The sequence below is a fragment of the Rosistilla oblonga genome (assembly GCF_007751715.1).
Taxonomy (GTDB): Bacteria; Planctomycetota; Planctomycetia; order Pirellulales; family Pirellulaceae; genus Rosistilla; species Rosistilla oblonga.
The window spans coordinates 6,630,149-6,654,258 of sequence record NZ_CP036292.1 but is presented as its reverse complement, the minus strand read 5'-3'; the positions used below and the strand labels follow the sequence as shown (position 1 = coordinate 6,654,258).

The 24,110-nt window shown below is 58.7% G+C and carries 16 protein-coding genes and 1 pseudogene; 6 read left to right on the top strand and 11 right to left on the bottom strand.

Annotated elements, in window-relative coordinates:
* Positions 1-4 precede the first annotated feature (4 nt).
* A pseudogene (locus CA51_RS23460) lies at positions 5-1,248 on the top strand (IS256 family transposase).
* 279 nt (positions 1,249-1,527) lie between these two features.
* Here CA51_RS23460 and CA51_RS23455 read toward each other — a convergent pair.
* The 6 genes from CA51_RS23455 to CA51_RS23430 form a co-directional block, all read right to left on the bottom strand.
* Positions 1,528-2,181 carry a hypothetical protein gene (locus CA51_RS23455; protein WP_145123565.1) on the bottom strand — a complete coding sequence of 218 codons (654 nt, stop codon included), beginning with the start codon at positions 2,179-2,181 and terminating at the stop codon, positions 1,528-1,530.
* A 396-nt stretch (positions 2,182-2,577) separates the two neighbouring features.
* On the bottom strand, positions 2,578-3,861 hold the full coding sequence (locus CA51_RS23450; RefSeq protein WP_145123564.1) for a hypothetical protein: 1,284 nt from the start codon (positions 3,859-3,861) through the stop codon (positions 2,578-2,580).
* Positions 3,858-4,967, bottom strand: coding sequence for an MlaD family protein (locus CA51_RS23445; protein ID WP_145123563.1), 1,110 nt, complete (start codon positions 4,965-4,967; stop codon positions 3,858-3,860). Before CA51_RS23445 ends, CA51_RS23450 begins: the two co-directional genes overlap by 4 nt.
* A gap of 10 nt (positions 4,968-4,977) precedes the next feature.
* Positions 4,978-5,709 carry an ATP-binding cassette domain-containing protein gene (locus tag CA51_RS23440; RefSeq protein WP_145123562.1) on the bottom strand — a complete coding sequence of 244 codons (732 nt, stop codon included), beginning with the start codon at positions 5,707-5,709 and terminating at the stop codon, positions 4,978-4,980.
* A 9-nt stretch (positions 5,710-5,718) separates the two neighbouring features.
* Positions 5,719-6,624: an ABC transporter permease gene (locus CA51_RS23435; RefSeq protein ID WP_145123561.1), complete on the bottom strand. Its 906-nt coding sequence runs from the start codon at positions 6,622-6,624 to the stop codon at positions 5,719-5,721.
* Between the two features lie 267 nt (positions 6,625-6,891).
* Positions 6,892-8,193, bottom strand: a complete 1,302-nt coding sequence (locus tag CA51_RS23430; RefSeq protein WP_145123560.1) for a TMEM143 family protein — start codon at positions 8,191-8,193, stop codon at positions 6,892-6,894.
* On the opposite strand from CA51_RS23430, the gene CA51_RS23425 reads away from it, so the two are divergent.
* Complete coding sequence (locus CA51_RS23425; RefSeq protein WP_145123559.1) at positions 8,192-8,881, top strand: HAD family hydrolase; 690 nt, start codon at positions 8,192-8,194, stop codon at positions 8,879-8,881. The genes CA51_RS23430 and CA51_RS23425 overlap by 2 nt on opposite strands.
* Positions 8,882-8,887: 6 nt before the next feature.
* Here CA51_RS23425 and CA51_RS23420 read toward each other — a convergent pair whose 3' ends face one another.
* From CA51_RS23420 to gcvP, 4 genes are all read right to left on the bottom strand, one after another.
* Positions 8,888-9,463, bottom strand: coding sequence for a response regulator transcription factor (locus CA51_RS23420; protein WP_197451423.1), 576 nt, complete (start codon positions 9,461-9,463; stop codon positions 8,888-8,890).
* A gap of 323 nt (positions 9,464-9,786) precedes the next feature.
* Positions 9,787-13,329, bottom strand: coding sequence for an FtsX-like permease family protein (locus CA51_RS23415; RefSeq protein WP_145123557.1), 3,543 nt, complete (start codon positions 13,327-13,329; stop codon positions 9,787-9,789).
* A gap of 141 nt (positions 13,330-13,470) precedes the next feature.
* Positions 13,471-14,874: a chromosome condensation protein gene (locus CA51_RS23410; protein WP_231745857.1), complete on the bottom strand. Its 1,404-nt coding sequence runs from the start codon at positions 14,872-14,874 to the stop codon at positions 13,471-13,473.
* A 298-nt stretch (positions 14,875-15,172) separates the two neighbouring features.
* Entirely contained in the window at positions 15,173-18,118 is a 2,946-nt protein-coding gene (gcvP, locus tag CA51_RS23405; protein WP_231745856.1) for an aminomethyl-transferring glycine dehydrogenase, read from the bottom strand.
* A 235-nt stretch (positions 18,119-18,353) separates the two neighbouring features.
* Here gcvP and CA51_RS23400 point away from each other — a divergent pair, with 235 nt between their 5' ends.
* Positions 18,354-20,741, top strand: a complete 2,388-nt coding sequence (locus CA51_RS23400) for a DUF5682 family protein (RefSeq protein ID WP_145123555.1) — start codon at positions 18,354-18,356, stop codon at positions 20,739-20,741.
* Between the two features lie 137 nt (positions 20,742-20,878).
* Complete coding sequence (locus tag CA51_RS23395) at positions 20,879-21,877, top strand: NADPH:quinone reductase (protein WP_145123554.1); 999 nt, start codon at positions 20,879-20,881, stop codon at positions 21,875-21,877.
* A gap of 35 nt (positions 21,878-21,912) precedes the next feature.
* Here the strand turns inward: CA51_RS23395 and CA51_RS23390 are convergent, their stop codons facing one another.
* Entirely contained in the window at positions 21,913-22,524 is a 612-nt protein-coding gene (locus CA51_RS23390; protein WP_145123553.1) for a thioredoxin family protein, read from the bottom strand.
* A gap of 260 nt (positions 22,525-22,784) precedes the next feature.
* On the opposite strand from CA51_RS23390, the gene CA51_RS23385 reads away from it, so the two are divergent.
* Together CA51_RS23385 and CA51_RS23380 are read left to right on the top strand one after the other, a co-directional pair.
* On the top strand, positions 22,785-23,225 hold the full coding sequence (locus CA51_RS23385) for an acetyltransferase (protein ID WP_145123552.1): 441 nt from the start codon (positions 22,785-22,787) through the stop codon (positions 23,223-23,225).
* 244 nt (positions 23,226-23,469) lie between these two features.
* Positions 23,470-24,102 carry a CerR family C-terminal domain-containing protein gene (locus CA51_RS23380; RefSeq protein ID WP_145123551.1) on the top strand — a complete coding sequence of 211 codons (633 nt, stop codon included), beginning with the start codon at positions 23,470-23,472 and terminating at the stop codon, positions 24,100-24,102.
* Positions 24,103-24,110 lie beyond the last annotated feature (8 nt).

The following is a 24,110-nucleotide window of genomic DNA, read 5'->3' as shown; positions in this document are numbered from 1 at the left end:
CTAAGTGGTTTCGTTTCGGGCTCAGTTCGACCAGCGAAGTCCACTCGACGAAATTGTCCGCGAAGGAGCCAGGCGAATGCTGCAATCTGCGATCGACGCTGAAGTCGAAGCGTTCATCGGCATGCATTCCAGTCGAACCGACGAGCGACGCAGACGACTCGTCGTCAAGAACGGCAGCCTGCCGGAGCGGGACATCCTCACCGGTGCGGGTTCCATTCCCATCACCCAGGGGCGAGTTCGTGACAGTGCCCCCGATCGCAACCGACGGGGCACGTTTTCGCCCAGCGTGTTGCCAAGCTACCTGCGAAAGACCAAGGCCATCGAAGAATTGATTCCTTGGCTGTACCTCAAAGGGATCTCGACCGGTGATTTCGCGGAAGCCCTTCAGTCGCTTGTGGGTGCGCGTGCCGCAGGGCTGGGTCCCAACGTCGTCTGTCGGCTAAAGGAACAGTGGTGTAGCGAGTACGACGATTGGAGCAAGCGTGATTTATCCGACAAGCAATACGTTTACGTCTGGGCTGATGGCATTCACGCGAAGGTCCGCCTGGAAGACGATGCCAACAAAAAGCAGTGCTTGCTGGTGCTAATGGGAGCAACGCCCGATGGGAAAAAGGAACTGATCGCCGTCCTCGATGGCTACCGTGAAAGCGAACAAAGCTGGAGTGAACTGCTCATCGATCTCAAGCAACGAGGCCTGAAGATGGCTCCGAAGATCGCCATCGGTGACGGTGCGTTAGGCTTCTGGGCGGCGATTCGGAAAGTGTTTCCCGAGACCCGCGAACAGCGCTGCTGGGTCCATAAGACGGCCAACGTTTTGAACGAGATGCCCAGAAGCGTTCAGCCCAAAACGAAGGGTGACCTGCACGAAATCTGGCAAGCGGAAACGAGGACGACGCGAACAAAGCGTTCGATCACTTCCTTGAAAAATACCGTGCGAAATACGCTCCTGCATGCGCGTGCTTAAAGAAGGACCGTGACGTGCTGCTGGCATTCTACGACTTCCCGGCGGAGCACTGGAGTCACCTCCGAACGACCAACCCGATCGAGTCCACGTTCGCGACGATCCGGCTTCGCCATCGAAAGACCAAAGGAAGTGGAACCCGGCGAGCAAGCTTGGCGATGATGTTCAAGCTCGCCCAATCAGCATCCAAGAAATGGAGACGCCTGAACTGCCACGAGAAGATCACTCCCGTCATCGAAGTGCGTTCCTTCATAGACGGAATCATGCAGGATGAGATCGCGGCCTAATTCAATTTCTCAAAACACAACAATTGACAATTACTCTGGGCCGTATCGACGTCACCAGTGGTGGCGGGTGGATTAAGCTCGACGTTTAGAGCGATGCCTGCATCGGCGAGGTGTTTTGCTACGCGATCGAGTGTCTTCTGCATTTGTCCGACAACGGAAGGGTTTTACGCCACCGCCCTAAGCGAAGCGAGAGATGCCTGAACTACCAGAAATTGTACCAATGCCAGCCCACGTGACCAACCAAAGAAGGTGTGCCGAAGGCCTAACGCAAACACCATGTTAGGTGCCAGTAGGCTGCGTTAACGGATTAGATTCAGGTTCAGACGGAAAGGCTGTCCAGGTAACCCAAGTGACGAAGCAAGCAAACGCCAAAACTGCGACGGAAATCGCGAGTTCGATACGTGCGACGATGGATGCCATCAAGGCCGCAAGGATCGCAGTCGAAATTAAAAAGTCGCGAATTCTCCAGTGCGGCCGAACGCGAATGCGGGCAGCACGCCCTAACAGCGCCGCAAATAAATAGATTGGCGTGAGAGCCAGACTCCAGACGAGATGCGGAAGAAAGTCGGACCAGTGAAGATCAAATGCGGATGCCATCTGAAAGATCTGTGCGCTAAACCAAGTTGCGTAGGACAGCGTGACGAATATACCCAAGACGTTGAATCGCATTACCAGTGAGATTCCGGCGATCACCCCGGCGACGAAAAAATATGGCGCGAGCGGAAGGTGGGCCAAGCAGTCCTGCTCAAAACGGAATAGGTTCTCAGGAAAGCGTTCGCGGGCGAACGTAGTGAAGGCAATAGTGGCCGGATTCCGCGTTGCCCAGAGGATGAGCTTGGACGCGAGGCCCCATGTATTGTGGGCCAGTCCAACGCCAACGCAAATAAGCAGCAAGGAAATGAACGGTCTCAACAGTGTTTTGATCTCTGACACCTTACGGAAGGGGCGGCGACACCGCCCCGGACGAAGCGAGTGATGCCTGAACTACGAGAAATTGTACCAATGCCGGCTCGCGTGACCAACCAAGGAAGGTGTGCCGAAGGCCTAGCGTAAACACCATGTTGTCGGACCGCCGACCTACAGACGAAGGTCCGATACGCGGGATTGTCGCCGCGCGATGGGGGCGAGCTCGCGAAAACCGAAACGACTGCCGATCGCTATGCGCCAAGTCGCGGCCGGGATATTGGACCATTAAGCTGCCGCCGTTGGTAGCCAGGGGTGAGGCGATGCGGCGGTTGCCCGAAACGGAGCGGAGTCGGTTGCGGGAGCCGGAATTTTACGAGCAGTTACAGGCTGCGATCCTGCAACGCTTGGCGGCTTGATCCCGTTCTAGATGTCGCTGTGAAGTAGGCGTTGGTTGGCCAGCCGCTCGATCACCGCGGAGGCTTGTTTTTTGGGACCTTCCAGCATCAGCAATTCCGCTTCCTGAATTGGATCGGCGGGGTGGACCGCCGCGTCGGCGGAATCGGTTGCCTGTGACGAATCGTGTGCTGCCAGTTCGGGCGTGGGATCCAAATCGCTGCGGGGTGCAGCGTCGTTGTCTGATTTGTCATCGATCTCCTGCCGCAATTCATGTACGAGCAGAGCCAGTCGGATCTGGGTGCTTGCCGAGCCGGACATCTCCGCCATCGGGATTGCGTCTTTTACATACTTCCACGATCGGTTGATGTTTCCACGGCCGTACCAGATCCGAGCGACACGGCACAATCGATCGGCGGCCAACGCTGGCCGAGCGGCTTGCGCATAAGCGGCCGATGCCAATTCCAAGGCTCGCGGGATCTCGCGATAATTGCCAGCCAGTCGTAGGTTTTTCGCCTCGAGATCGAGATGCCAACCCGCTTGCAAGAATTGCCCGCAGGCCAGATGGATCATCGCCGCAACGCTTTGCAGTTCCGCCTGCAGTTCAAAGTCGCAGATCTCCGCAGCCAGTTCGCAGGCGGTCTGATAATGGCATCGCGCATTGGGCAGGTCGTATTGTTCGGCGTACCAGCGAGCTTGGGCTAGGTGGATCTGGATTTGAAACGTCTGCTGGCAATCGGCCAGTTGTTTCCGCTGTTCCAGCTTCTCGCCGACGCAAGGGATTTTTGCAGCACAGCTTCCTTCGCACGGATCGTGTGGTCCACACAAGCAATCGCCCGAATCGCCTTCGCAGGGAGGTTCGGAACAGGAGGCGCGTTGGATCAAGCGAGCGGCTTCGTCGAACCGGCATTGGTTTTGCGCGAGCTTGGCCTCCAACAGCCAGGTGTTGCCATCGGGTTTGCCCGCTCGGTACAGTTCCACGCGGGCATCGACCAACCAATCGCGAGCTTCCGCCACACGCGACATGCTGGTCATCGCCGCGGCCATGTTGTACGCGTTGTTGCCCGATTCTAGCGGATCGTCCATCGCCCAGGCGCGGCGGATCACTTTGCGGTACTGTTTGACCGCATCTTCCAACTGCCCCTCGGCAAAAGCTTCGGTCGCCGCTTCGGCATGGTTCTTCAATTGAGGATCGATCTTCCGCTGCGGCGCACCGCCACTGCGGCATCCGATCAGGAAACCGAGTCCACAGATCAGGATTCCGACGACGGCGGCGTTAGGCCGTCTGGATGTTTGCGGTTGCGCTGCAATCACGGTGCACCTCCCGCTCGAATTCCCGACGGCGAGAGCTGCCGAGTGGTTGGCGATTGATCGGTGTAGCGGCGGAGCAGCCAATGGCTGCGAATCTCGCCCACCATGTCATCCGCATTGCCGACCGTCGCATTAAACTGTTCGACTGTCCCGGGCAGTTCTTCGCTCTCCTTGCGAACAACGCGGACCACATCGCGAGCTTCGTTGGCCAAGCGGGTCATTTCGTCAGCCGCTTCGCGGATTTCGACCAGCGTATTTGCGACGTCAGCGTTGACGTCGGTGGCCGTCGTTTTTACGCTTCCGGCGGCATCGCTTACATCGTCGCTGGTGTCGCGGACGCCTCGCAGCGTATCCCGCATGTCGGCCTCGACCAGCAGTTCGATCTTCTCGGTGAGTTGCGTGATCCGTTGATCCAAATTTTGTGTCGCTTGCCGAATTTCCAGCATTGTTTGCGACGCTTCGGGACGCAATTTTTCGTTGGTCTTTTGGAAGGCCGCTGACGCTTCACCTATGCTACGGAACGCCGGCCGCGCGTCCTCCTCGGTTCCCGTATCGATGGTCTTCGCCGCTTTGCCGATCGTGTCCATCGTCGGAACCATTTTTAATTCAATCTGTTTGATCGAATCGCTCACCGATTGGACTTCTCTTGTCAATTGATCCATACGATCTTCTTCGCCTTCGAAGTTGACGATCTCGCTGTCCGGCGGCAACTGTTTCAGCACACCATCGGCTGGCATGCCGCGGCGGATTACCAATAGCGGCGCACCGACACCACCGTAGCGTCGTTCGAGTGCGACGGTCGACGATGTGAACACCCTTTTGCTGTACTCGCGGCGAATCGCCAGGCTAACTCGCACGTTGCTGGTCTGGTCGATGTACCGGATGCCTTCGACCTCGCCGGCGCGTTCGCCCAAGATCACCACTTCGGATCCCTTTTGCAATCCATCGACCGCGTGTTGTGGCACGTCGATCCAGAAGTGATCTTTCTCTGCGAAGTAGTCTTTGGTTCGAATCATCAAAAACGACACGACTAACGAAAATAGCAGGATCACCAATAGAAAGGTGCCAACCACTTGGTTCGTGTAGCGCAACCGATAGGGATCGTTCATGGTGTTGTCCTTATCCTACCGGGGTCAGATGGAAATCGTGGATTTGATAGTGGCGTGCCGATGTTGGGAATTTGTCGCGTTGCAGATCGCTGCTCGGCGCGATCCACAGCGCAGCGGCGCCAGCTTCGGTCGCCGATACGACAGCTTGCAACAGAGCTGGGAACCTCGCCCTGGGAACCGAACGCATCGGATGTTCCAACAACAACAGACGCGGCGATCCGATCAGTGCGCGGATCCATTCGCAGATTCGTAGGAACGTCTTGCCGACAAAGGCGGGACGTTGGTCCTTCATCGATTCGATCTCAAAGCGTCGCGACCAATATTGGATCTCGCGATCGAGTTCTTTGACCGTTCGGTGGTTGTGGTGCTGGTGCGGCAAGACGACGTTTTCATAGATGTTCATGTTCTCAACCCACGCCTTTCCGTCGAAGACACGTCCGATTTGGCTTCGCATTCGATCGTGTAACGCATAATCTTCGCCGGTCCATTCGTTTCCATCAAACAATACGCGGCCCTGTTGTGGCATCCGCAGGCCTAACAGCATCGACGTGAAAGCTCGCGATTCCATCGATGGCGGTAAGGTTAAGGTGACGAGGTCGTTTTCAAAAATTTTTAAATTGGCGTCGCGGAGCGTCACCGATTGGCGTGTCAGATCGCGAAACGAAAGATCCTCCAAGACCAAGATCTCGCGGCGAGGATCAGCTTCCGCCGGAGCGGGATCGTTTTTTTCGAGACTGCTCATCGACACAAGCTAGAGGATTTGGAAGACCAAGATGCGGTTGTAAATTAGTATCGACAAGATCGCAGAGATGCCAAACACCGCCGTCATCGCATGGATCCCGCTGCGGCTGGCGACTCGCGATACATCGGACATCGTGCCGCGAACGGTCAGCCCATCGGCACAGCAAATGGCGCCGGCAAAAGCACCTGCGATAATTGTTTTGGGGACAAAAAATGCAAAGTCCAGGAGATTCGATTCACGCAGCAACGACTCCAGAAACATCGACCATGGAGTGTGGATCACTCCCATCAACCAACCGACCATATAACCCATCACCAGCATCGTCGTCGCGACCACGATTGCCAAGCAGAAAACACTCAGCGTCATGCTTAACACGCGCGGCATGATCATGGTTGTCATCGGATCGACGCCCTGCGATTCAAGCACTTCCAATTCGCCGCTGACCAGCATCGTCGCCAGTTCGGTCGAGATCGCGATTCCGCTGCGACCGACCACAACCAGGCTGGCGATCAGTGGCGCGATCTCATGGATCACCGCCTTCCACAACACCGGCGAGATGCCGTCGGTTGTTGCCCCCACCGCGTCCAACCACATCGCGGATTGTACGATCACCAACACGCCGACCGCCGCGGAGATGCGAATCGCAACCAACAGCCCGTCGACCGCAGTGAACAGCAACTGGCGAGCAAAGACCATCCGCGTCAATGGCGTCCACGACCGCGGGCTTGCGGCGATAAACGCCACCGCCCAAACAAGCGCCAACAGGTTCACGACGACCTTCAGCACTTCGATAAATCGTTTGCCGACCATCTCCGTCGTCAGCGCAAAACGACGGCCCAATTGCCATGGTTTCGGATGCGTTAAGTTGGGACTGGATGGCACGCGAAAAGTCTCGTCGGGTTGGGCCAACATCATGTGTCGGCCAATCGATCATCGCAAATGAAAATCGCACTTCGGGCGGTTTGACAACAACCGGTTCCGCCAACATCGGTCCGTTGCTTGTCCATCCCATCGGCATACGCTCTGCGACCGACCACGAAAAAGTGGCCAAGCGGAACCGCCACAGCGGTGCCCCGGCAGCACATGTCTCCACACCCGCACGGCTTCAATTTGCTGGCATTTGACTAGGCAAACTGTAACGCGGCGGCGAAATCGAGGACCGGTTTGCTAGCACCGCCGCGGCTATTGCCCCGATTCGCTGGGCGTGGCGCGATCGATGCTCATCAGGTTGTCCCAGTAATGGTCCAGCTGGCGGACCGAGGTCTCCGGGCTCAGCACGCTGACCGTGTCGCCACCGCCATCGAGAACGATCCCCAGTCGGTGCAATCGCTTCATCGCCGAATAGGGATCGAAGCGGATCTCGATCGCCAATAGATCCTTTAACAGTAGTTCGACCCGTTTGCACATCGCCGCTTCGGACATCGGTTCGTCGCTGGTCGCGAGGATGAAATAGACGACGATCGATTCCAGCAGATCCTGTTGGCGAGCTTCCTGCAGCAGGCGATAGATGACCCCGGCGTTGCTGTCGAGCTTCTGGTAATAGAGGCTGCGAGTCATGTTCAACAGGTATTTGTCTTTGGTGTGAAAGTAGGAGACGATGCTGCGGACGGCGTATCCGATGATGCCAATCGCCAGCACCGCCACTCCCATCACCGCCGCCAATCCGGTCGCCGCGATCACCACCGCACCGCGGAGGATCTTAAACACCGTGACTCCGATCCCGCCCAACGTTGGCGCGAAGATCTTGGTGCGATCCAACCAGCTGAATCGGATGCTCGAACCGGGCAGCAGCATGTCGACATCGGCTTGAGGGATGTTCTTGAACATCGACAGATGCAAGCGATCGCGATGGTATTGGCCACCGGCATGGGCGCCGACCAGTTTGGCGTCGGGTTTGAGTTTGAAAACCGCGACCAACCGCTGGTAGATCGGCACCTCCATTTCGGACATCTTCCAATACGATTTCCACAGCCGCCGCGTCCGCATCCCGACGATGTCGCCTCGCGCATAGACGTCGATCGATTCGAAGATGTCGAAATTGATCTGCAACCGCACGCCCCAGTCGCTGGAGGTTTGGATCGCCCCGCGGATTTGTTGCTGATCCAGTTGCGTGAAGTTGGCGGCTCGCAAGAGATCGTGCAAGTAACCTCGCATGTGCCGCAGCGATGCGTCACACTGGTCGTCGGTCGGTTCGGTCAACAGTTTCAGATCGCGATCGGGATCGAGAACCGAATAGTGCGTTTCGAGCTGCTGGTGTAGATTGCGGTAATCGTGGTTCAGGATCGATGTCAGCGATTCGAAAACGCGATGCAGATGATCGGCTTGAGCCGCCGCACGCGGATGTGCCAGCAGCACGCTTTTGAGTTCCGCGGCAGTGATCGGGATGAACGGTTCGGCTTTCCAATGCGGCGCATCCTCGGCAATATATTCACCCGATAGAGATTCCTGAGCTAAACGAACTCCTTTGCGAGACCCCAAAGACATGTCAAATCGATCCACTTCTGCCGGTTCCAGTTGGCCGCATCCGATCCAAGCTGTCGCGTTGGATATGGATGGGCTGATGTTTGATACCGAACCATTGTACTACCAAGTCGGTACCGAACTGCTGGGCCGTCGTGGATTTGAATTCAACATGCAAATCCAGCAGAAAATGATGGGCCGTCCCGCTCCCGAAGCGATCGGTGTGCTGATCGCCGAGTTCCAGTTGACCGACCTGCCAGCCGATCTGATGCAGGAGAGCGACGACCTGTACGCCGCTCTGTTAGCCGATGGATTGGTCGCGCTGCCGGGGCTGTTCGAACTGCTGGATCATTTAGAGACGCAGTCGATCCCATTTGCCGTGGCGACCAGTAGCAAGCGCCGCTTCGCCCAGCAGATGCTTTCGTCGTTCGACCTGATCCCGCGGTTGCAGTTCCTGCTGACCGGCGACGACGTCTCGCAGGGCAAGCCGCATCCGGAGATGTATCTCGCTGCGGCCGACCGCTTTCAGATCCAGCCGGAAAATATGCTGGTCTTGGAGGATAGTGAAAATGGCTGCATCTCGGCGGCTCGGTCCGGGGCGTGTGCCGTCGCCGTTCCGGGTGAACACACTGCGGGGCATCGCTACGATCAAGCCTTCTTGAGCATCGATTCTTTAGCCGATCGGCGGTTGTTCGAGCTGCTGCAGTCCTAGCCCGGATCAGCCGCCCAGCTGGACGACCATCCGCACTAGTTCGGCGATCGATGTCGTGCCGGTCTTTAAGAACAGCTTGTGGCGGCGGGCTTCGACAGTCCGTTGGCTGACGTCCAAACGGGCGGCGATGACTTTGTTCGGCAGGCCTTCCAGCACCAATCGCAACACATCGCGTTCGCCTTCGGACAGCGATTCCAATCGCTCCCGCTGCTGCAGCGATTCGATCGCTCGCGGCCGTTCGACGCGATCGATTTCAATCGCGTTGGCGATCGCATCTCGCAGCTCCGCCGCGGGTTGATTGGCTTGCAGCACATCGGTCGCTCCGCCGTGAGCTGCGCGAGCGATGATCGTCGCGACAGCTTCGACGACGACCAACACGATCTGAGTGGGAACTTTTAATGCCCGCAGACGATGGATCAATTCCAGCGATTCGCGACCGTCGGACCAGTTGTAGATCACCGCGCATCCGTACCGCTGTTCCGATGGCTGCGACAGCAACGTCTCGGGCGATTGGTGGCTGACCATTTCCCAGTTCTGATGCTGTAGTTCTATTCGCAGCCGGTCTGCGAGCTCGAGCGGCATGCACAGGCAATCGACGATCGGTCTTGTGGAGCTTGATTCTTGTTGCACCATGGGGCCTTGCGGGAGGCGACTTAGCGGGGGGCGAACTATAAAACTTTTCTTCGGCCCAAGCACTGCGTCTAGTGTTGCAGAAATTTCAGGTTTGCTTAATGCCGAAGCGCTGATTATCGCGCGCTCTGCAGTAAGCAAATCGAACCGCCATTGTTTGTGGTGATCGTCGTAGCCATTGTAGTAGGGCTGGCAAGCCCCCCCTGGAGCTGTGTTGCTGGGGAGTGGCATCGATCGCGGTTTAGAAGGGGCAATCGTAGCAGGCCTGAGCTGGCTTACGAAGCGCCACGTAACGACTCCAACAACGGCATCCGTAGCACTTGTCTGACAGCAATCGAAGCGGCCAGTAGGCCGACTGCAAATACGATCCCCAGCATCGCGATCGGCTCCACAATTCCTAGCTTCGCCTGCCCGATCAGCATGTACGGAATCACCGCTGCGAAACTGGCCAACAGACCGCATCCAATCCCGGCGATCAACAGCGCGCTGTTCTCCAAGACGACCATCCCGGCCAGTCGCTGCCGGCTGAAGCCTGTCGCCCGCATCACGGCCAGTTCCCCACGCCGTTCCAGCACGCTGCGCAACTGCACCGTTGCTAAACCGAACGTTCCCAGCAACAGTCCCAATGCGCCGAGCCCTTGGAAAGTGCGAAGATACGTGTTCTGCACAGCCAACAGGCGAGCCAACACATCGCGGCTGCGAACGACGTCCATCCCCGAATCGCTCAGCCGGTTTTCCAAGATTTCAGCCAGCCGATCGGCGTCGATTCCCTCGGCCTTCATCAGGTAATATTGATACCCTGAGATCTCCGGAAACGCGTCCTCAAAATTCGCTTCGCCGATCATTAGCGAGCCCTGCAAAACCGAGCCGGTGATCAGGCCGACAACTTGAAAATATTGCGGCTTTCCGACGACGTATTCGAACGATTTCACCTCCCCCACACCGCCATACATCTGCAGCGCCCACATCGCTGTATTTTGGTCCAGAATCATCGGGATTGGATCCTCCGCGGTGCCGCTGGCTTTCGTTTCCAGTAGCTCCCAAGGATTGTCGCTGTCGGTTCCCACCAATCCGAATCTTGGCATCACTTTGGGGTCGCTGAAGCGACTTGTAAAGTTGTCAGGCACCCCCAACACTTGAGGCTGCGATGCTTGGTATAGATTGTTGCAACTGGCATCCTGTCCCGGCTTCAACCGGAAACCAAAGATCTTGGCGTCGGAGATCGCTTCGGCATCGCGCCCCATCTGATCCGCTCGGATCGTCGGGTCGCTGAGATCGCGATACAACGGCATCGCAGTCTGTCCGATCAGATCGAACCCGCCGACCCCTTCGTCGGTCGGCGACAACTGAAACGCACTCATCGATACGATCAAGAAACAAGCGACCGCCAACAGGCCGATCGACAGCGTGCTGCGCAACGGATTGCGTCGAGCGCTTTGCATCGCCATCCGGAACAGGCTGTAGCTGTGGTTTACCACATGTCGCGGCTTGGTGTTTGTCAATCGATGGAAAACCGCCAGCACGATCGCTGCCAACAGCAACATCCCGCCACCGACGAAGGCGCCGGCTTGAGCTTGTCCGCCCAGCCAGACGGCGCTGAGGCTGGTCAGAATCGCCACGACAAAACATCCGATCGCCACGGGGCCCGCCCAACTTCGCCGCCGCTGGCCGCTTTCGGTCCGCAGTTCGTCGATATGTCCGCCGACCAAGCTTGATACCTTGCTGGAGCGCAGCCGTCGGCTGGTCCACCAAATCGTGACCGCCGCCATCGCCGTCCCCGCCACGATCCCAACGATCAGGCTGACCGGCGACCAATGGAATCGCAGAAACGGAACGGTCACCGCCCCGACCCACCAGTTCCGCAGCGCGTACAGTACCAGCCACGCGTAACCGATCCCGCCGACAACCCCCAGCACCGAACCGATCAATGAGACGAGGATTCCTTCGCGCAGCGCCATTCCGGCGACCAGGCGGCCCGACAGCCCAACGGCCATCAGCGTTCCGTATTCGCTGGCCCGTTGTTCCATCCCCAACCGAAACAGCAGCGCGACCAACATCAACGCCGCGACGATCACGAAGAAGCTGAGCGATACGAACAGTGCGTCGAATGGCGTCGTTCCCTTGGACGCCGCCAACTGCAGCGCCCGCGTCGGCATCACGGCGAAACCGATCTGGTTGCGATCCTTGTCGGCGACTTCGGTGACCAGAGTTTGCAACGCATCGACGTCGGCAACCGCCGACTTGCGAATCTTCAGACTGGTCAGATCGCCGAACCGGCTGCCAAACAATCGCTGCCCGGCGGTGAGCGGAATGAAGGCCTTGGGGGTCAAGCGATAGTAGTCCCAGTACAGATCGTCCTCCTTCGATCGCGGCCGTTCCAGTTTGAACGGCAGGTCCCAATCGTCGATCGAATCTTGATCGGTCACTCCCGGCACGGTCGGTGTCAGCCCGGGATCGTTATAGACCGTGGGGGCTTCGTCGAACTTCGGTGGCCGTCCCCGGCGGTATTTCGTCTGCGGCTCGGTGATCGGCACGATCCCGCTGACGACCGCGTCGAACGATTGCTCGACCTCTTTGCCCGACGAGGTCTCGGGGTCGAAGTAGAAGATCCGAATCTTGTCTCCCACCGCGGCCTTCAGTTGTTCCGCGGTCCAGTCGTTGATCACGACGGGCACCGGCAAACTGAGATCGTTGGGATCGTAGTCGCCAAATTCCAGCGGCATCGCGTCGCTCGAATCGATCGCCGTGATGATCGAATAGGGAACCGATGCGGCGGTCTGGTCGGCATCGTCGATCCGGTCAATCGCGTTGGCCAGGTAAGTCATCACCGGCTCGGTCGCTCCCGGCAACTCCTCGCGGACACTTTCGGCGATCGCGGTCGGCAGCAGCAATCGGTCGCTGGTCAGGCTGTAATAATCGAAGACCTCTTTTTCGTTGCCCTCGGCGTCGGTGAAGATCTGCCGAATCTCTTCGATCTTCAATCCATAGTCGCTCAGTTCCAACGCCATCGCCGCGGCGATCTGGTCGGCTTGCGCGCGAGCCGACTCCAGTTGCAACGCCTGCGTCCCGGCGGCATCGATGAAGACCACGTTTGCTTCTCCCTCGCGATCCAACGAATCTTGCACCAATTCCAACGGCAGGAACGCCGCCAGCGGTTGCTGTTGGCTGGGCTGCAGGCTGAAGCGTCCCAGCCCGCGATCGGGAACGATCGAGACGACTTCCAATCGCGGCAAGCCTTCGCTTTCACTCTCGCGGCGTCCCAGCGGACTGTCCGCCGGCACCGCCTGTTCCACAGGCAGTCGAACCGTCACCAGATCGCCGACGTCGACTTGCAACTCCGCCGCGGCCGATGCGTTCAGAACCACTTGGTCCCCCGCAGGGATCACGTCGGGGCGGACTCCTTCGACATCGAGATCCCAGAACTCCGCATCGGCTGCGATCACTTGGATCGATCCGGCGCGGCGAACGACGTCGCTGGCTGCCCGATCGGTCTCCACGACAGCTTGCGAAAATAAGATCGCCGGGACCGCGCGGTCGACCAACGGTTGGTCGCTGTCGCTGCGGAGCGGATCGACGGCGGCGGCTCGGAAAAATTGGCCCGGATAGAGGACATAGTCGATCGAACCGAGGCGTTCGATCGTCAGTTCACGCAAGCTGCCCCGCATCGAATCGCCGACCAATAGAGCTCCCGTGACCACAGCGGTGGCAGCGGCAACGCCTAGCGCGACCGCGGCGCTGATACGCCAATGGTGTCGAAAACTTTTGCCTACAAATCGGCCTGGGGTCAGCGAAACCGTAGCCGTTGTCGGCGAGGGCATCGAATCCATATCCTTACATCCCGTATTGGAAAGATCGCTTGGCACCCGATGGAGCTCAAGCGGTCGCGTGGCGGAGAATTGCTACCGCTGCATTTTAGCAACTAAATCGCAATTGCCGACGCGTGGGATGTTTGGCGGCGGCTAAGCTTCCACCGGTGCGTCCAGCAGTCGTTGGATCGACGCTCGATATTCGTTCGACAAGGCTTCGGTTTGCGCCGTCGAATAGAGGTGCGAATCGCAACGCATGCAGATCTTCAGCACGCGGCGGTAGGTGAAGATCGAAATCGTCAGCCGCGTGCCCGATCGCATCGGCGGCACCCCAACGATGTCGGTCATCGACAGGTTGCCCGCTTGCAGCAGTCCTTTGACGCGTGGGAACGCGACGCTAAAGCGTTTGGTCGGGTCGCCGGTGTTCGATAGGATCGCCGTCGCCATGCACCGCCGCGAACTGAGCCAGCGTTTCAGCCAGGTCGGATAACGCTGCATGTGGGCGATCATGCTCATGAACGGCGTCCGTAGCCGGTTCCGCTTTAGCATCACCATCTCTTGGCGAATCGAATCGATCAACGCTTCGGATTCGGTGCACTCGGATTGTTTGCGTCGGATCAGAGCGTAGGTAACTAGATTCGCAGCCGTCGCCATCCGGCTCTCGATCTCGCGCAGATCCATCGGCATCATGATGCACAGATCGCGGCGGCCTCGATCCCCTTGCATCTGGTTCCACTGGCGCAGCGTGACCAACAATCGTTCGATCAACAATTCGTTAGTCGATTGCCCGCGTCGCTCGGCAACGTGGCGGAGATCTTTGTAGACCTTTTTGTCGAACTCAAACCCACACAATCCGGGGAATAGGGCACGGGGATTCTCTTCCGGCTGCATCGCCCGCGGTTTAGCGAGAGCTTGCACGCCGGTTATGCATTGCCAGCCGAGAGCTTTCGTTTCGGCGGTGTCCAGTTTGCCATCGGGCAGGCGATAGTTTTCGACATCAAAACTGTTCCGGTTCCGCTGACGCAGCGCTTTGACATCCAGTGGCGGTAGCGGTTCGTCGATCGGTTGGCCGACGTGCGACGCATAGAACCACAGCCAGTCGCCGAGGAACTGATACGCGCCGATGCCATCGCATGTGGCGTGATGGAACTGAGTCGTGATGGTCGCTTGGTTCTCGTCGCTGCGAATCCAGATCCGCAGTCCCACGTCTTGCCGCAAATCGATCGCTTCCCCGGCTGGCAGATCGATCGGTTTGGCCAGGTCGGCCCAGTCGATCGCGATCTCCGGCTGCGGCGCGTTGACCCAGCAGTCGCGATTTCCTTTGGCTGGTTGCACGATGGCTTGCAGCAGCGGATGGCGTTCCAGAGCTTCGGGCAATGCCGCTTCGATCGCCTCGCGGTCGATCGTTCCAGCGAATTCCATCTGAACCACGAAGGTCATCGGATATTCGGGCCGATCGTCCCAGATCATGTAGTCTTCGAACGGAGTCAGATTAAGCGGCAGAGTTCGCGGCGGACGGACTTTGACCGGCGGCGGCGATTGTTCAACGGTAGCCATAATAATGAAAACTCCTTGCCGGATCGCAACGCAAGGCCGACAGAGATCCTTGAGGTGAGCGTGGGTGCGCAAGTCAGTCGCCTAACCGAAGTTAGCGGCTTGCCGCAACCAACCGCGTCGTGCGGTCGCTGTGGCTAGTAATTCTTGCACACAAGAACCCCCACCGACCAATAAAATCGGCTGGGGTTTGTCAAGGATAATCAAGAAATTGTCATTCAGAATGACTTGTCCCCCTCACAATCCAACTTTTTGCTGCACAACCGCACGCTACAGCCGATGGGGAGGGGGACCGCAACCGCTATTGGTACTCTTCCATCGGCGGGCAGGAGCAGATCAGGTTGCGGTCGCCATAGGCGTGATCGATTCGCCCCACGGTCGGCCAGAATTTCGCATCCCGCAGCCACGCCTTGGGCCACGCCGCTTGTTCGCGACCGTACGGATGTGGCCATTGGTCGCCGCCGATCATCTGCATCGTGTGCGGTGCGTTCTTCAGCGGATTGTTCTCCGCATCGCTCTCGCCCCGCTCGATGGCTGCGATCTCTTCGCGGATCGCCAGCATCGCCTCGCAGAACCGATCCAGTTCCGCCTTCGGTTCGCTTTCGGTCGGTTCGATCATCAACGTTCCCGGAACGGGAAATGACATCGTCGGGCTATGGAATCCGTAGTCCATCAGACGCTTGGCGATATCGTCGATGCTGATGTGCACCGATTTGTCGAACTCGCGACAATCGACGATGAACTCGTGGGCGACGTTTCCGTTTTTGTCGGTGTACAGGATGTCGAATTTATCGGAAAGTCGACGGGCCATGTAGTTGGCGTTTAGCAGCGCGACCTGCGTCGCTCGCTTCAGTCCCTCGGCACCCATCAACGCGATGTAGACGTAGCTGATCGTCAGGATGCTGGGGCTGCCGTAAGGAGCCGCCGAGACGGCACCGATCGCAAACTCACCCGCCGTGTCGGGACGAGCGACACTGTGGCCGGGCAGGAACGGCACCAATTGCTCTGCCACGCCGATCGGTCCCATTCCGGGGCCGCCACCGCCGTGCGGGATGCAGAACGTCTTGTGCAGGTTCAAGTGGCAGACATCGGCGCCACACGTTGCCGGGCTGGTCAGTCCGACTTGTGCGTTCATGTTGGCACCGTCCATATAGACCTGTCCGCCGTGACGGTGGATCACGTCGCAAACTTCGCGGATCGTCGATTCGAAAACGCCGTGCGTCGATGGGTAGGTGACCATCAGTGCCGACAGCGTCTCGGCATGATCGGCAGCTTTCGCTTTCAGGTCGTTCATGTCGATGTTGCCGTTGGCGTCGCAAGCGACCGGCACAACATGCATTCCCGCCATCACCGCCGACGCCGGGTTGGTGCCGTGAGCCGAGGTGGGGATCAGGCAGACGTTCCGCTTGTTCTCGCCGACGGCGTTGTGTTCGTGGTACGCCCGGATCACCAACAGCCCGGCGTATTCGCCTTGAGCACCGGCGTTGGGTTGCAGGCTGACCGCCGAAAATCCGGTCACTTCGCACAACCAGCTTTCCAGTTCGCGGAACATCTGTGTGTAGCCGCGCCACTGCGTGTCGGGAGCAAACGGATGCAGTTGCCCAAATTCGGCCCAGGTCACCGGCAGCATCTCGCTTGTCGCGTTCAACTTCATCGTGCACGAACCGAGCGGGATCATGCTGTGTGCCAACGAGAGATCGCGTTGCATCAGTTTGTAGATGTAACGCAGCATTTGCGTTTCGCTGTGGTGTTCGTTGAAGATCGGGTGCGTCATGTATTCGCTGGTCCGCACCAGTGCACCATGCGACAGCATGCCGTCGGCTTCCGCTTCGGCCAGCAGATCGTCGATATCGAACCCGGTGTAGTGGCCAAAGTTGAAAGCGGCCAACAGATCGGCGACCAACGCCGCGTCGGCGGTTTCGTCCAACGTCACGCCCAACGTGCCGTCGGCGTATTCGCGAAGATTGATCTGACGTTCCAGCGCTGCATCGACAACCTGACGCGTCGCGCTCGCACGCCCTTTGCCCAACCGGATCCGGATCGTGTCGAAAAAGGGTGTGTCGCTGGTTCGCGAGTGCCCCAGTCGCTCGAGTCCCTTCAGCAACGCACACGTGAAGGCATGCGTTCGGTCGGCGATCTGTTTTAAGCCGCGCGGCCCGTGATAGACTCCGTAAAACGAACTGATGATCGCCAGCAGCGCTTGCGCCGTGCAGATGTTGCTGGTCGCCTTGTCGCGGCGGATGTGTTGTTCTCGCGTTTGGATCGCCATCCGCAACGCGCGGTTGCCTTGGCGATCCTTCGAGACGCCGATGATCCGCCCGGGAAGCTTGCGGACATGGGCTTCGTGGGTCGAAATGAAGGCGGCGTGTGGTCCGCCCAAGCCCATCGGAACGCCAAATCGCTGGGCGCTGCCGACGCAGATATCCGCTCCCCATTCACCCGGTGGCGTCAGCACGGTCAGGGCCAATAGATCGGCCGACGCGACGACCAAGCAACCGTTTTCGGCCGCTCGCGCTGTCAACGCGGCATAGTCTTCGATCCGACCATCGGTGGTTGGATATTGAACCAACAACCCGCCGAGTCCTCCTTGGCCGTGGTTGAAGTCGATCTCTTCGATCGGGCCGACCTTCAGGTCGATCCCCAATCCGTCGGCTCGCGTTTGCAGCAGTTCCAGCGTCTGCGGATGGCAGTCGTCCGACGCCCAGAAGCCGCGTTTCTTGTCGCGAGCAATCGCCACGCACATGCACATCGCTTCGGCTGCCGCGGTCGCTTCGTCCAACAAGCTTGCTCCCGCCAAAGGCAAGCCGGTTAAGTCGGCGATCATCGTTTGAAAGTTCAGCAGCGCTTCGAGCCGTCCCTGAGCGATCTCCGCTTGGTAGGGAGTGTACTGCGTGTACCAACCCGGATTCTCGAGCACGTTCCGTAGGATCACCGGCGGCGTAACGGTCCCCGTGTAACCCATACCGATGCACGAACGGTAGACCTTGTTCTTTTCGGCGATCACCCGCAACGCACCCAAGAACTCGTGCTCGCCGCGAGCCGACGGAATGTCCAGAGGTTGGCTCAACCGAATGTCCTCGGGAACCAACGCGTCGGAGAACTGATCCAGCGAATCGAAGCCCAGCAGTTCCAGCATCTGTTGGATGTGAGTGTCCGACGGGCCGATGTGACGTCGCACAAATCCGTCGGCGAAGTCCAACAGGTTGCCGGTGGAATCATTTACGGGTGACTTAACAGTGGTTTGCATCATGTTTCCTGGCGGACGTGGGGCCGGTGCGTTGGGTGAATCGCGAACTCGATGGGCGAGGCATTTTAACATCGCACAATTTAATTGACTATGACGGCAGCCCGGCCACGCGCCGGCCGCAGTGGTCGCGACGACGTTCGGTCGCTGTGAATGTGCCAATGTTGGCCGCCCGTGGTATAACAATCGCGGCGGGCAGGACCGCGTTTTCATCCCCCTTTCGAAGGCACCAGACAAAATGTCTGCGATCGATACGGCTTCCCTTTGCCACGTTTTTGGCGTGCGGCATCTGTCGCCGATGGGGGCGTGGCAGCTGCGGCAATTCCTCGATCAAGTGCAGCCGCAGGTCGTGCTGATCGAAGGCCCCTGCGACGCGGAGGGTCTGTTGGACGACGTCGTTCGCAAGGGAACGGTTCCGCCGATTGGGATCCTCGCCTTCTCCAACTCGGTCCCCGTGCGAACGTTTGTCTACCCGCTGGCCCGCTACAGCCCCGAGTATCAGGCGATCCTGTGGGCCAAGGAAAATAAAGCCGATTGCGAGTTCATCGACTTGCCCAGCGATATCTTCCTCGGGTTGCAAGATCGCGAACATCGACGGATCGCCGAAGCGATCATCGCTTCGAAAAAAGATGCTCAGCCCGATGCCGCCTCGCCCGATCCGGCAGCAACCGACGCAGACGACGATCCGGCGGTCGGCGAACCGGCGATCGAACCGATCGTTTCGCGTGGCTCGTTGTATCAACAGTTAGCAGCATTGGCGGGCGAAGAGCATTACGAGAGTTATTGGGAGCGGAACTTCGAGCACAACACATGTCTCGATTCGTATCGCAAGACATCGATGGAGTTCGGACGCAATCTGCGTGAGATCGAATCGGACACCGCGGCCGATGCGGCGGAGAATCTGGTTCGCGAAGCGTTCATGCGGCGGCAGATCCAAGCCGCGATCGATCGTGGCGTCGCGCCCGACAAGATCGTTGCGATCGTCGGTGCCTATCACGCACCGGTGTTGTCGGCAGAGTTTCCGCCGATGAGCGATCAGGAATTGGAACAGCTGCCGCGGCTGGAGAGCAATCTGACGCTGATGCCCTATTCTTACTTCCGACTGTCGAGCCAATCGGGCTACGGCGCGGGGAACGAAGCTCCCGCGTACTTCGAGTTGTTGTGGGAGGCGTTGTCGGCGCGGGAATTATCCCATCTGCCCGCCCGCTACCTGTCGATGGTCGTCCGGTACCAACGCGATGCCGGAACGCACCGCTCGACGGCTGAGGTGATCGAAGCGGTCCGGTTGGCCAATTCGCTATCGGCATTAAAAGCGGGGATGGCACCGACGCTCAACGATCTCCGCGACGCAGCGGTCACGCTGATCGGGCACGGCCAACGGTCGAGCGTCGCCGAATCGCTGGCTCAAGTCGATGTCGGGACGGCGATCGGCAGCCTTCCCGAAGGCGTTTCACAGACATCGATCCAAGCCGACTTTAACCAGCAGTTGACCGCACTGAAGTTAGTCAAATACCGGACGGCGGTTCGGCAGGTGTTGTCGATCGATCTGCGAGAGAACCGCCGCGCGAAGACCGCTGCGGCAGCCTTCTTGGACCTGCATCGATCCAGCTTCCTGCATCGGCTGCATCTGCTGGGGATCAACTTTGCGTCCCCCGTTGCCTCGCGGCAGCAGGCGTCGACGTGGAGCGAGAAGTGGGATTTGCAGTGGACTCCCGAATCGGAGATCACGCTTGTCGAATCGGTGCTGTTGGGCGAGACGATCGAATTGGCAGCCGGTTTCAAATTCAAGACGCTGTTGGACGAAGCAACAACGGTCGCGCAAGCCGCTTCGGCGGTGGCGATCGCGTGTCGCTGCGGCATGATGGAGGCGATGGATCAGGCTCGCGGGCGGTTGCAGGCGTTGGCGGCCGAATCGAGCGACTTCACCGCCGTCGCCGGCGCGGCGGCTGAATTGGCCAGTCTGGTAAAGTATGGCGACGTCCGCCAGTTCGACGCGGCGCCGCTGCGTCCATTGATCGAAACGTTGTTTGTGCAAGGAGCGTTGGCGCTGATGTCGGTCGCCAATTGCGATAACGACGCCGCTCGCGATCTGATTGCGTCGATCGACGCCCTCAACCGCGTCGCGCTCGAATTTCACGATCTGGTCGACGAACCGCTGTGGATCGCTGAGTTGCATGGTTTAAGCGATAGCGACGATCGCAATCCGTTGCTCAGCGGGTACGCATGTGCAATGCTGTTGGAGCGCGATCAGATCGACAACGCGCGGTTGGCTCGCGAGGTCTCGCGGCGACTGTCCCCCGGCGCGCCGGCTGATCTCGGCGCCGGTTGGTTCGAAGGCCTCTCGCGACGGAATCGATACGCGCTGCTGGCTCGGCAACCGCTGTGGCAGCAATTGGCCGATTATGTGGAGTCGTTGGACGACGAACAGTTCCGTCGGGCGTTGGTCTTCCTGCGGCGTGCGTTCGGTGAATTCAGCCCGCAAGAAAAACAATCGATCGCCGAAAACCTGGGCCAGCACTGGGGCGTCGATCAGGACCTGGCAAGCGAAGTGTTAAACCAACCGCTCTCGGAATCGGAGTCCGAAGCGCTCGATGAGCTGAACGATTTTGACTTTGGCGAGTTTTAAATATTTCGAAAGACGGTCGGCTTCGCTGCGGCGAAACGAATCGATCCCATCGATTGTGGAATGGGCGAGTCTTCATCTCGCGAGCAGACAATCAAATCAAACTTCATTTAATAAACAGAAACCTTTAGGCGATACCGATGAAAGCAGCTTTTATTAAGACGACGGGCGACGCAGACGTTATCCAATACGGCGACCTTCCCGATCCGCAGCCCGGCCAAGGCCAGGTTTTGGTTCGCACCGAAGCGGTGTCGGTTAACCCGATCGATACCTATGTCCGCAGCGGGATGATCGCGATGGACCTGCCCGATCCCTTTATCATCGGATGCGACATCGCCGGTACGATCGCGGCGGTTGGCGAAGGTGTCACCGGATTCCGGATCGGCGATCGCGTTTGGGGCAGCAGTCAAGGTTTGCTGGGCCGGCAGGGGACGTTTGCTGAGTTGTGCGCGATCGATCAGGATTGGCTGTACGAAACTCCCGACGGCGTCGCTGCCGAAGATGCCGCGGCCTGTGCGTTGGTTGGGATCACTGCCCACCTGGGTTTGTTTGGCCGCGCGCGACTGTTAGCCGATGAGACGATCTTTGTTCGCGGCGGGACCGGCGGCGTTGGATCGATGGTCGTGCAGATGGCCAAAGCGGCTGGTGCAAATGTGATCACGACCGGCGGCAGCGATGAGAAGGTCGAGCGTTGCCGCGAGCTAGGAGCCGACTTTGCCATCAACTACAAGACCGAAAATTTGCAAGAGCGTTTGGCCGAACTGGCTCCCGATGGCGTCGACGTCTTCTGGGAAACGATCCGCGAACCCGATTTCGACTTCGCCGTCGAAGCCCTTGCGCCGCGAGGCCGGATGGTTTTGATGGCCGGTCGCGACGCGCGTCCCGAGTTTCCCGTGGGCCCTTTTTACGTCAAAGAGTGCACGGTGCATGGATTTGTGATGTTCAAGGCGTCGGCGGACGAGATGAAGCTGGCGGCCGAGGACATCAACCAATGGCTCGCCTCGGGGCAATTGAAGAGTCAGATCTCGCAGCGATTGCCGCTGTCGCAAGCTGCCCAATCGCATCGCCTTCAAGAAGCGGGAACGCTCGCCGGCGACGGCTCGCTGGCCGGCAAGGTTGTGTTGACCGTGGGCGATTGATGCGCATCGTCGGCTAAAGCCTCGACTCCAGCGCGTTAGCGTTTGCGGCGGACGCGTTGGAAGCGGATTCGGCAGCCGATCGGTACGGTCTCCGCGACGGCGGGCTTGCCTCCGGTCAACGCGGCGTCGATCGCTTGGCGAACGTAGGGATGTTCGATCTGTTTGCCATCGGGGCTGTCGTCCATCGCACCCATGTAGACGACGCGTCGCTCTTTATCGAGCACATAAAACTCGGGCGTCGTGATCGCCCCGTACGCCTTGGCTGTCTGCTGTGTTGGGTCGGAGAGATAAGCGAAATTGAACTTCGCCGTCGCCGCACGCTCTTTCATCGCTGGCAGTTCGTCGTCGGGAACCTTGTTGGAATTGATCGCGACCACCGCGACGCCATGATCTTTGTAGTCCTTCGTCAGTGCGATCAATCGCTGTTCGACATCGGTCGCGTAGGGACAGGAATTGCAAGTGAAGGCGATGACCACCACCTCCGCCTGTTTCCAATCGTCCAGGCCATGCTTGCCGTCATCGATTCCCGGCAGATCGTTCCACATCGGGGCCGCGTCGCCGATGCTCAACACCTGATTGAACTCACCCGCCCAGGCGGGACTGATCACAAGCAACAGCAAGGCGTAGGGTAGAATCGATCGGAGCATTGGGTATCGTTTCGTTGTCGTGCAGAAATTCAGTCCCACTGGTTGCGATCGGGCCTGCGCGGCGCGATCGACTGGGCAAAGCATGTTACCAAGAAGCCAAGCAGGCTTCCAGTTTGAGCGTTGGCGTCCGGTGCCCTTGAGCAGTTGGAAGCAAACACTTGCTGGCCAATTCGGCGGAACCCAAACACTGATCAACTCGGGTGCCTGTTGTCGGTTCGTTGTTTGTCGGTTGGCGAACTATATATAGGACGGAAGTCAGGATGAAGGTTCGAGAGGCGTTGGAAACCGAGCGTGATTCGCTTGTCGATATCTGGTTGCGTTCGGTTCGGGCGACACACGATTTCCTGAGCGAAGACGACATCGAGCGGATCCTGCCGCTGGTTCGCGATCACGCGTTGGTCGATCTAGAGATTTGGGTGTTGGCCGACGCTGCGGATGAGCCGATCGGTTTCATGGGGCTAGCGGATGATAAGCTCGAAGCTCTGTTTCTGGCCCCCGAACATCGTCGCCGCGGCGGTGGGGGGCGGATGGTCGATCACGCTCGAGATCTGAAGGGGCGATTGCGAGTCGATGTCAACGAACAGAACCCCGCGGCGCTAGCGTTTTATCAGTCGCTGGGGTTTGTCGTGGAGGGGCGTTCGGAGCTCGATAGCGCCGGGATGCCCTTCCCGATCCTGCATCTGCGGGACCCGGCCGAGTAGGCTTTTCTCTCGTAAAAGCTAGCGAAAGCTGCGGTTTTGAGCTCGTTTGCCGCCTCGCGTCGCGGGCCGCCGAGAACCGACGCGGTGGTTTGCGGGAGGCTGTTAATTTTTCCAGCTTTGAACCGATTCGGCTTGACTTTTTGAGCAACTTAAACAATTGTTTTAAACAGGTGTTTAAATCGCAGATTAACGAGGTGAAGCCATTCGTTCGACGACTGTTCCCGACGAGGACACTCGCAATCGTTTGCTCAACGCAGCGGGGCGGGTATTTGCTGCTCGCGGTTATCAAAACGCAACCGTCCGCGAGATCTGTGCCGCGGCGGGAGTGAACATCGCCAGCGTCGCGTATTACTTTGGCGATAAGATGGGATTGTACCGGGCCGTCGTGCGGCTGATTCGCGATGAGGAGTCGCGTCGGTTTCCGATCCCCGACCCGGCTGTGCAAACCGATCCGACGGAGCGATTGTTTGCATTTGTCCGGACGCTGTTGCAGCGGATGTTCGACACCAACGAAGACGATGGATGGCAGGTGCGGTTGTTGATACGCGAACTGCAGCAGCCTACCGAAGCGATGGAAGATATCGTCAAAGATCACTTTGCGCCGATCCAGGATCAGTTGTATCAAAACCTCGCGGAACTGGTGGGGGAACCGATCGATCCGAGTTCATTGATGCATCTTAGTTTTACGGTGATCGGCCAGTGTTTCCACTATGGCGTTTGCGAAAACGCGGTCAACGCGTTGCTGATCCAGCGAGGATTGGCGGCGGAGCTGGATATCGATGAATTGGCGGTCCACATCACCAGCGTCGCGATGGCGGCGGCAGCCAACGCAGGATTCGTCAAGCATCAAGCAAGGCTTCGCGAATTGATTCGCTAACGCGTTCT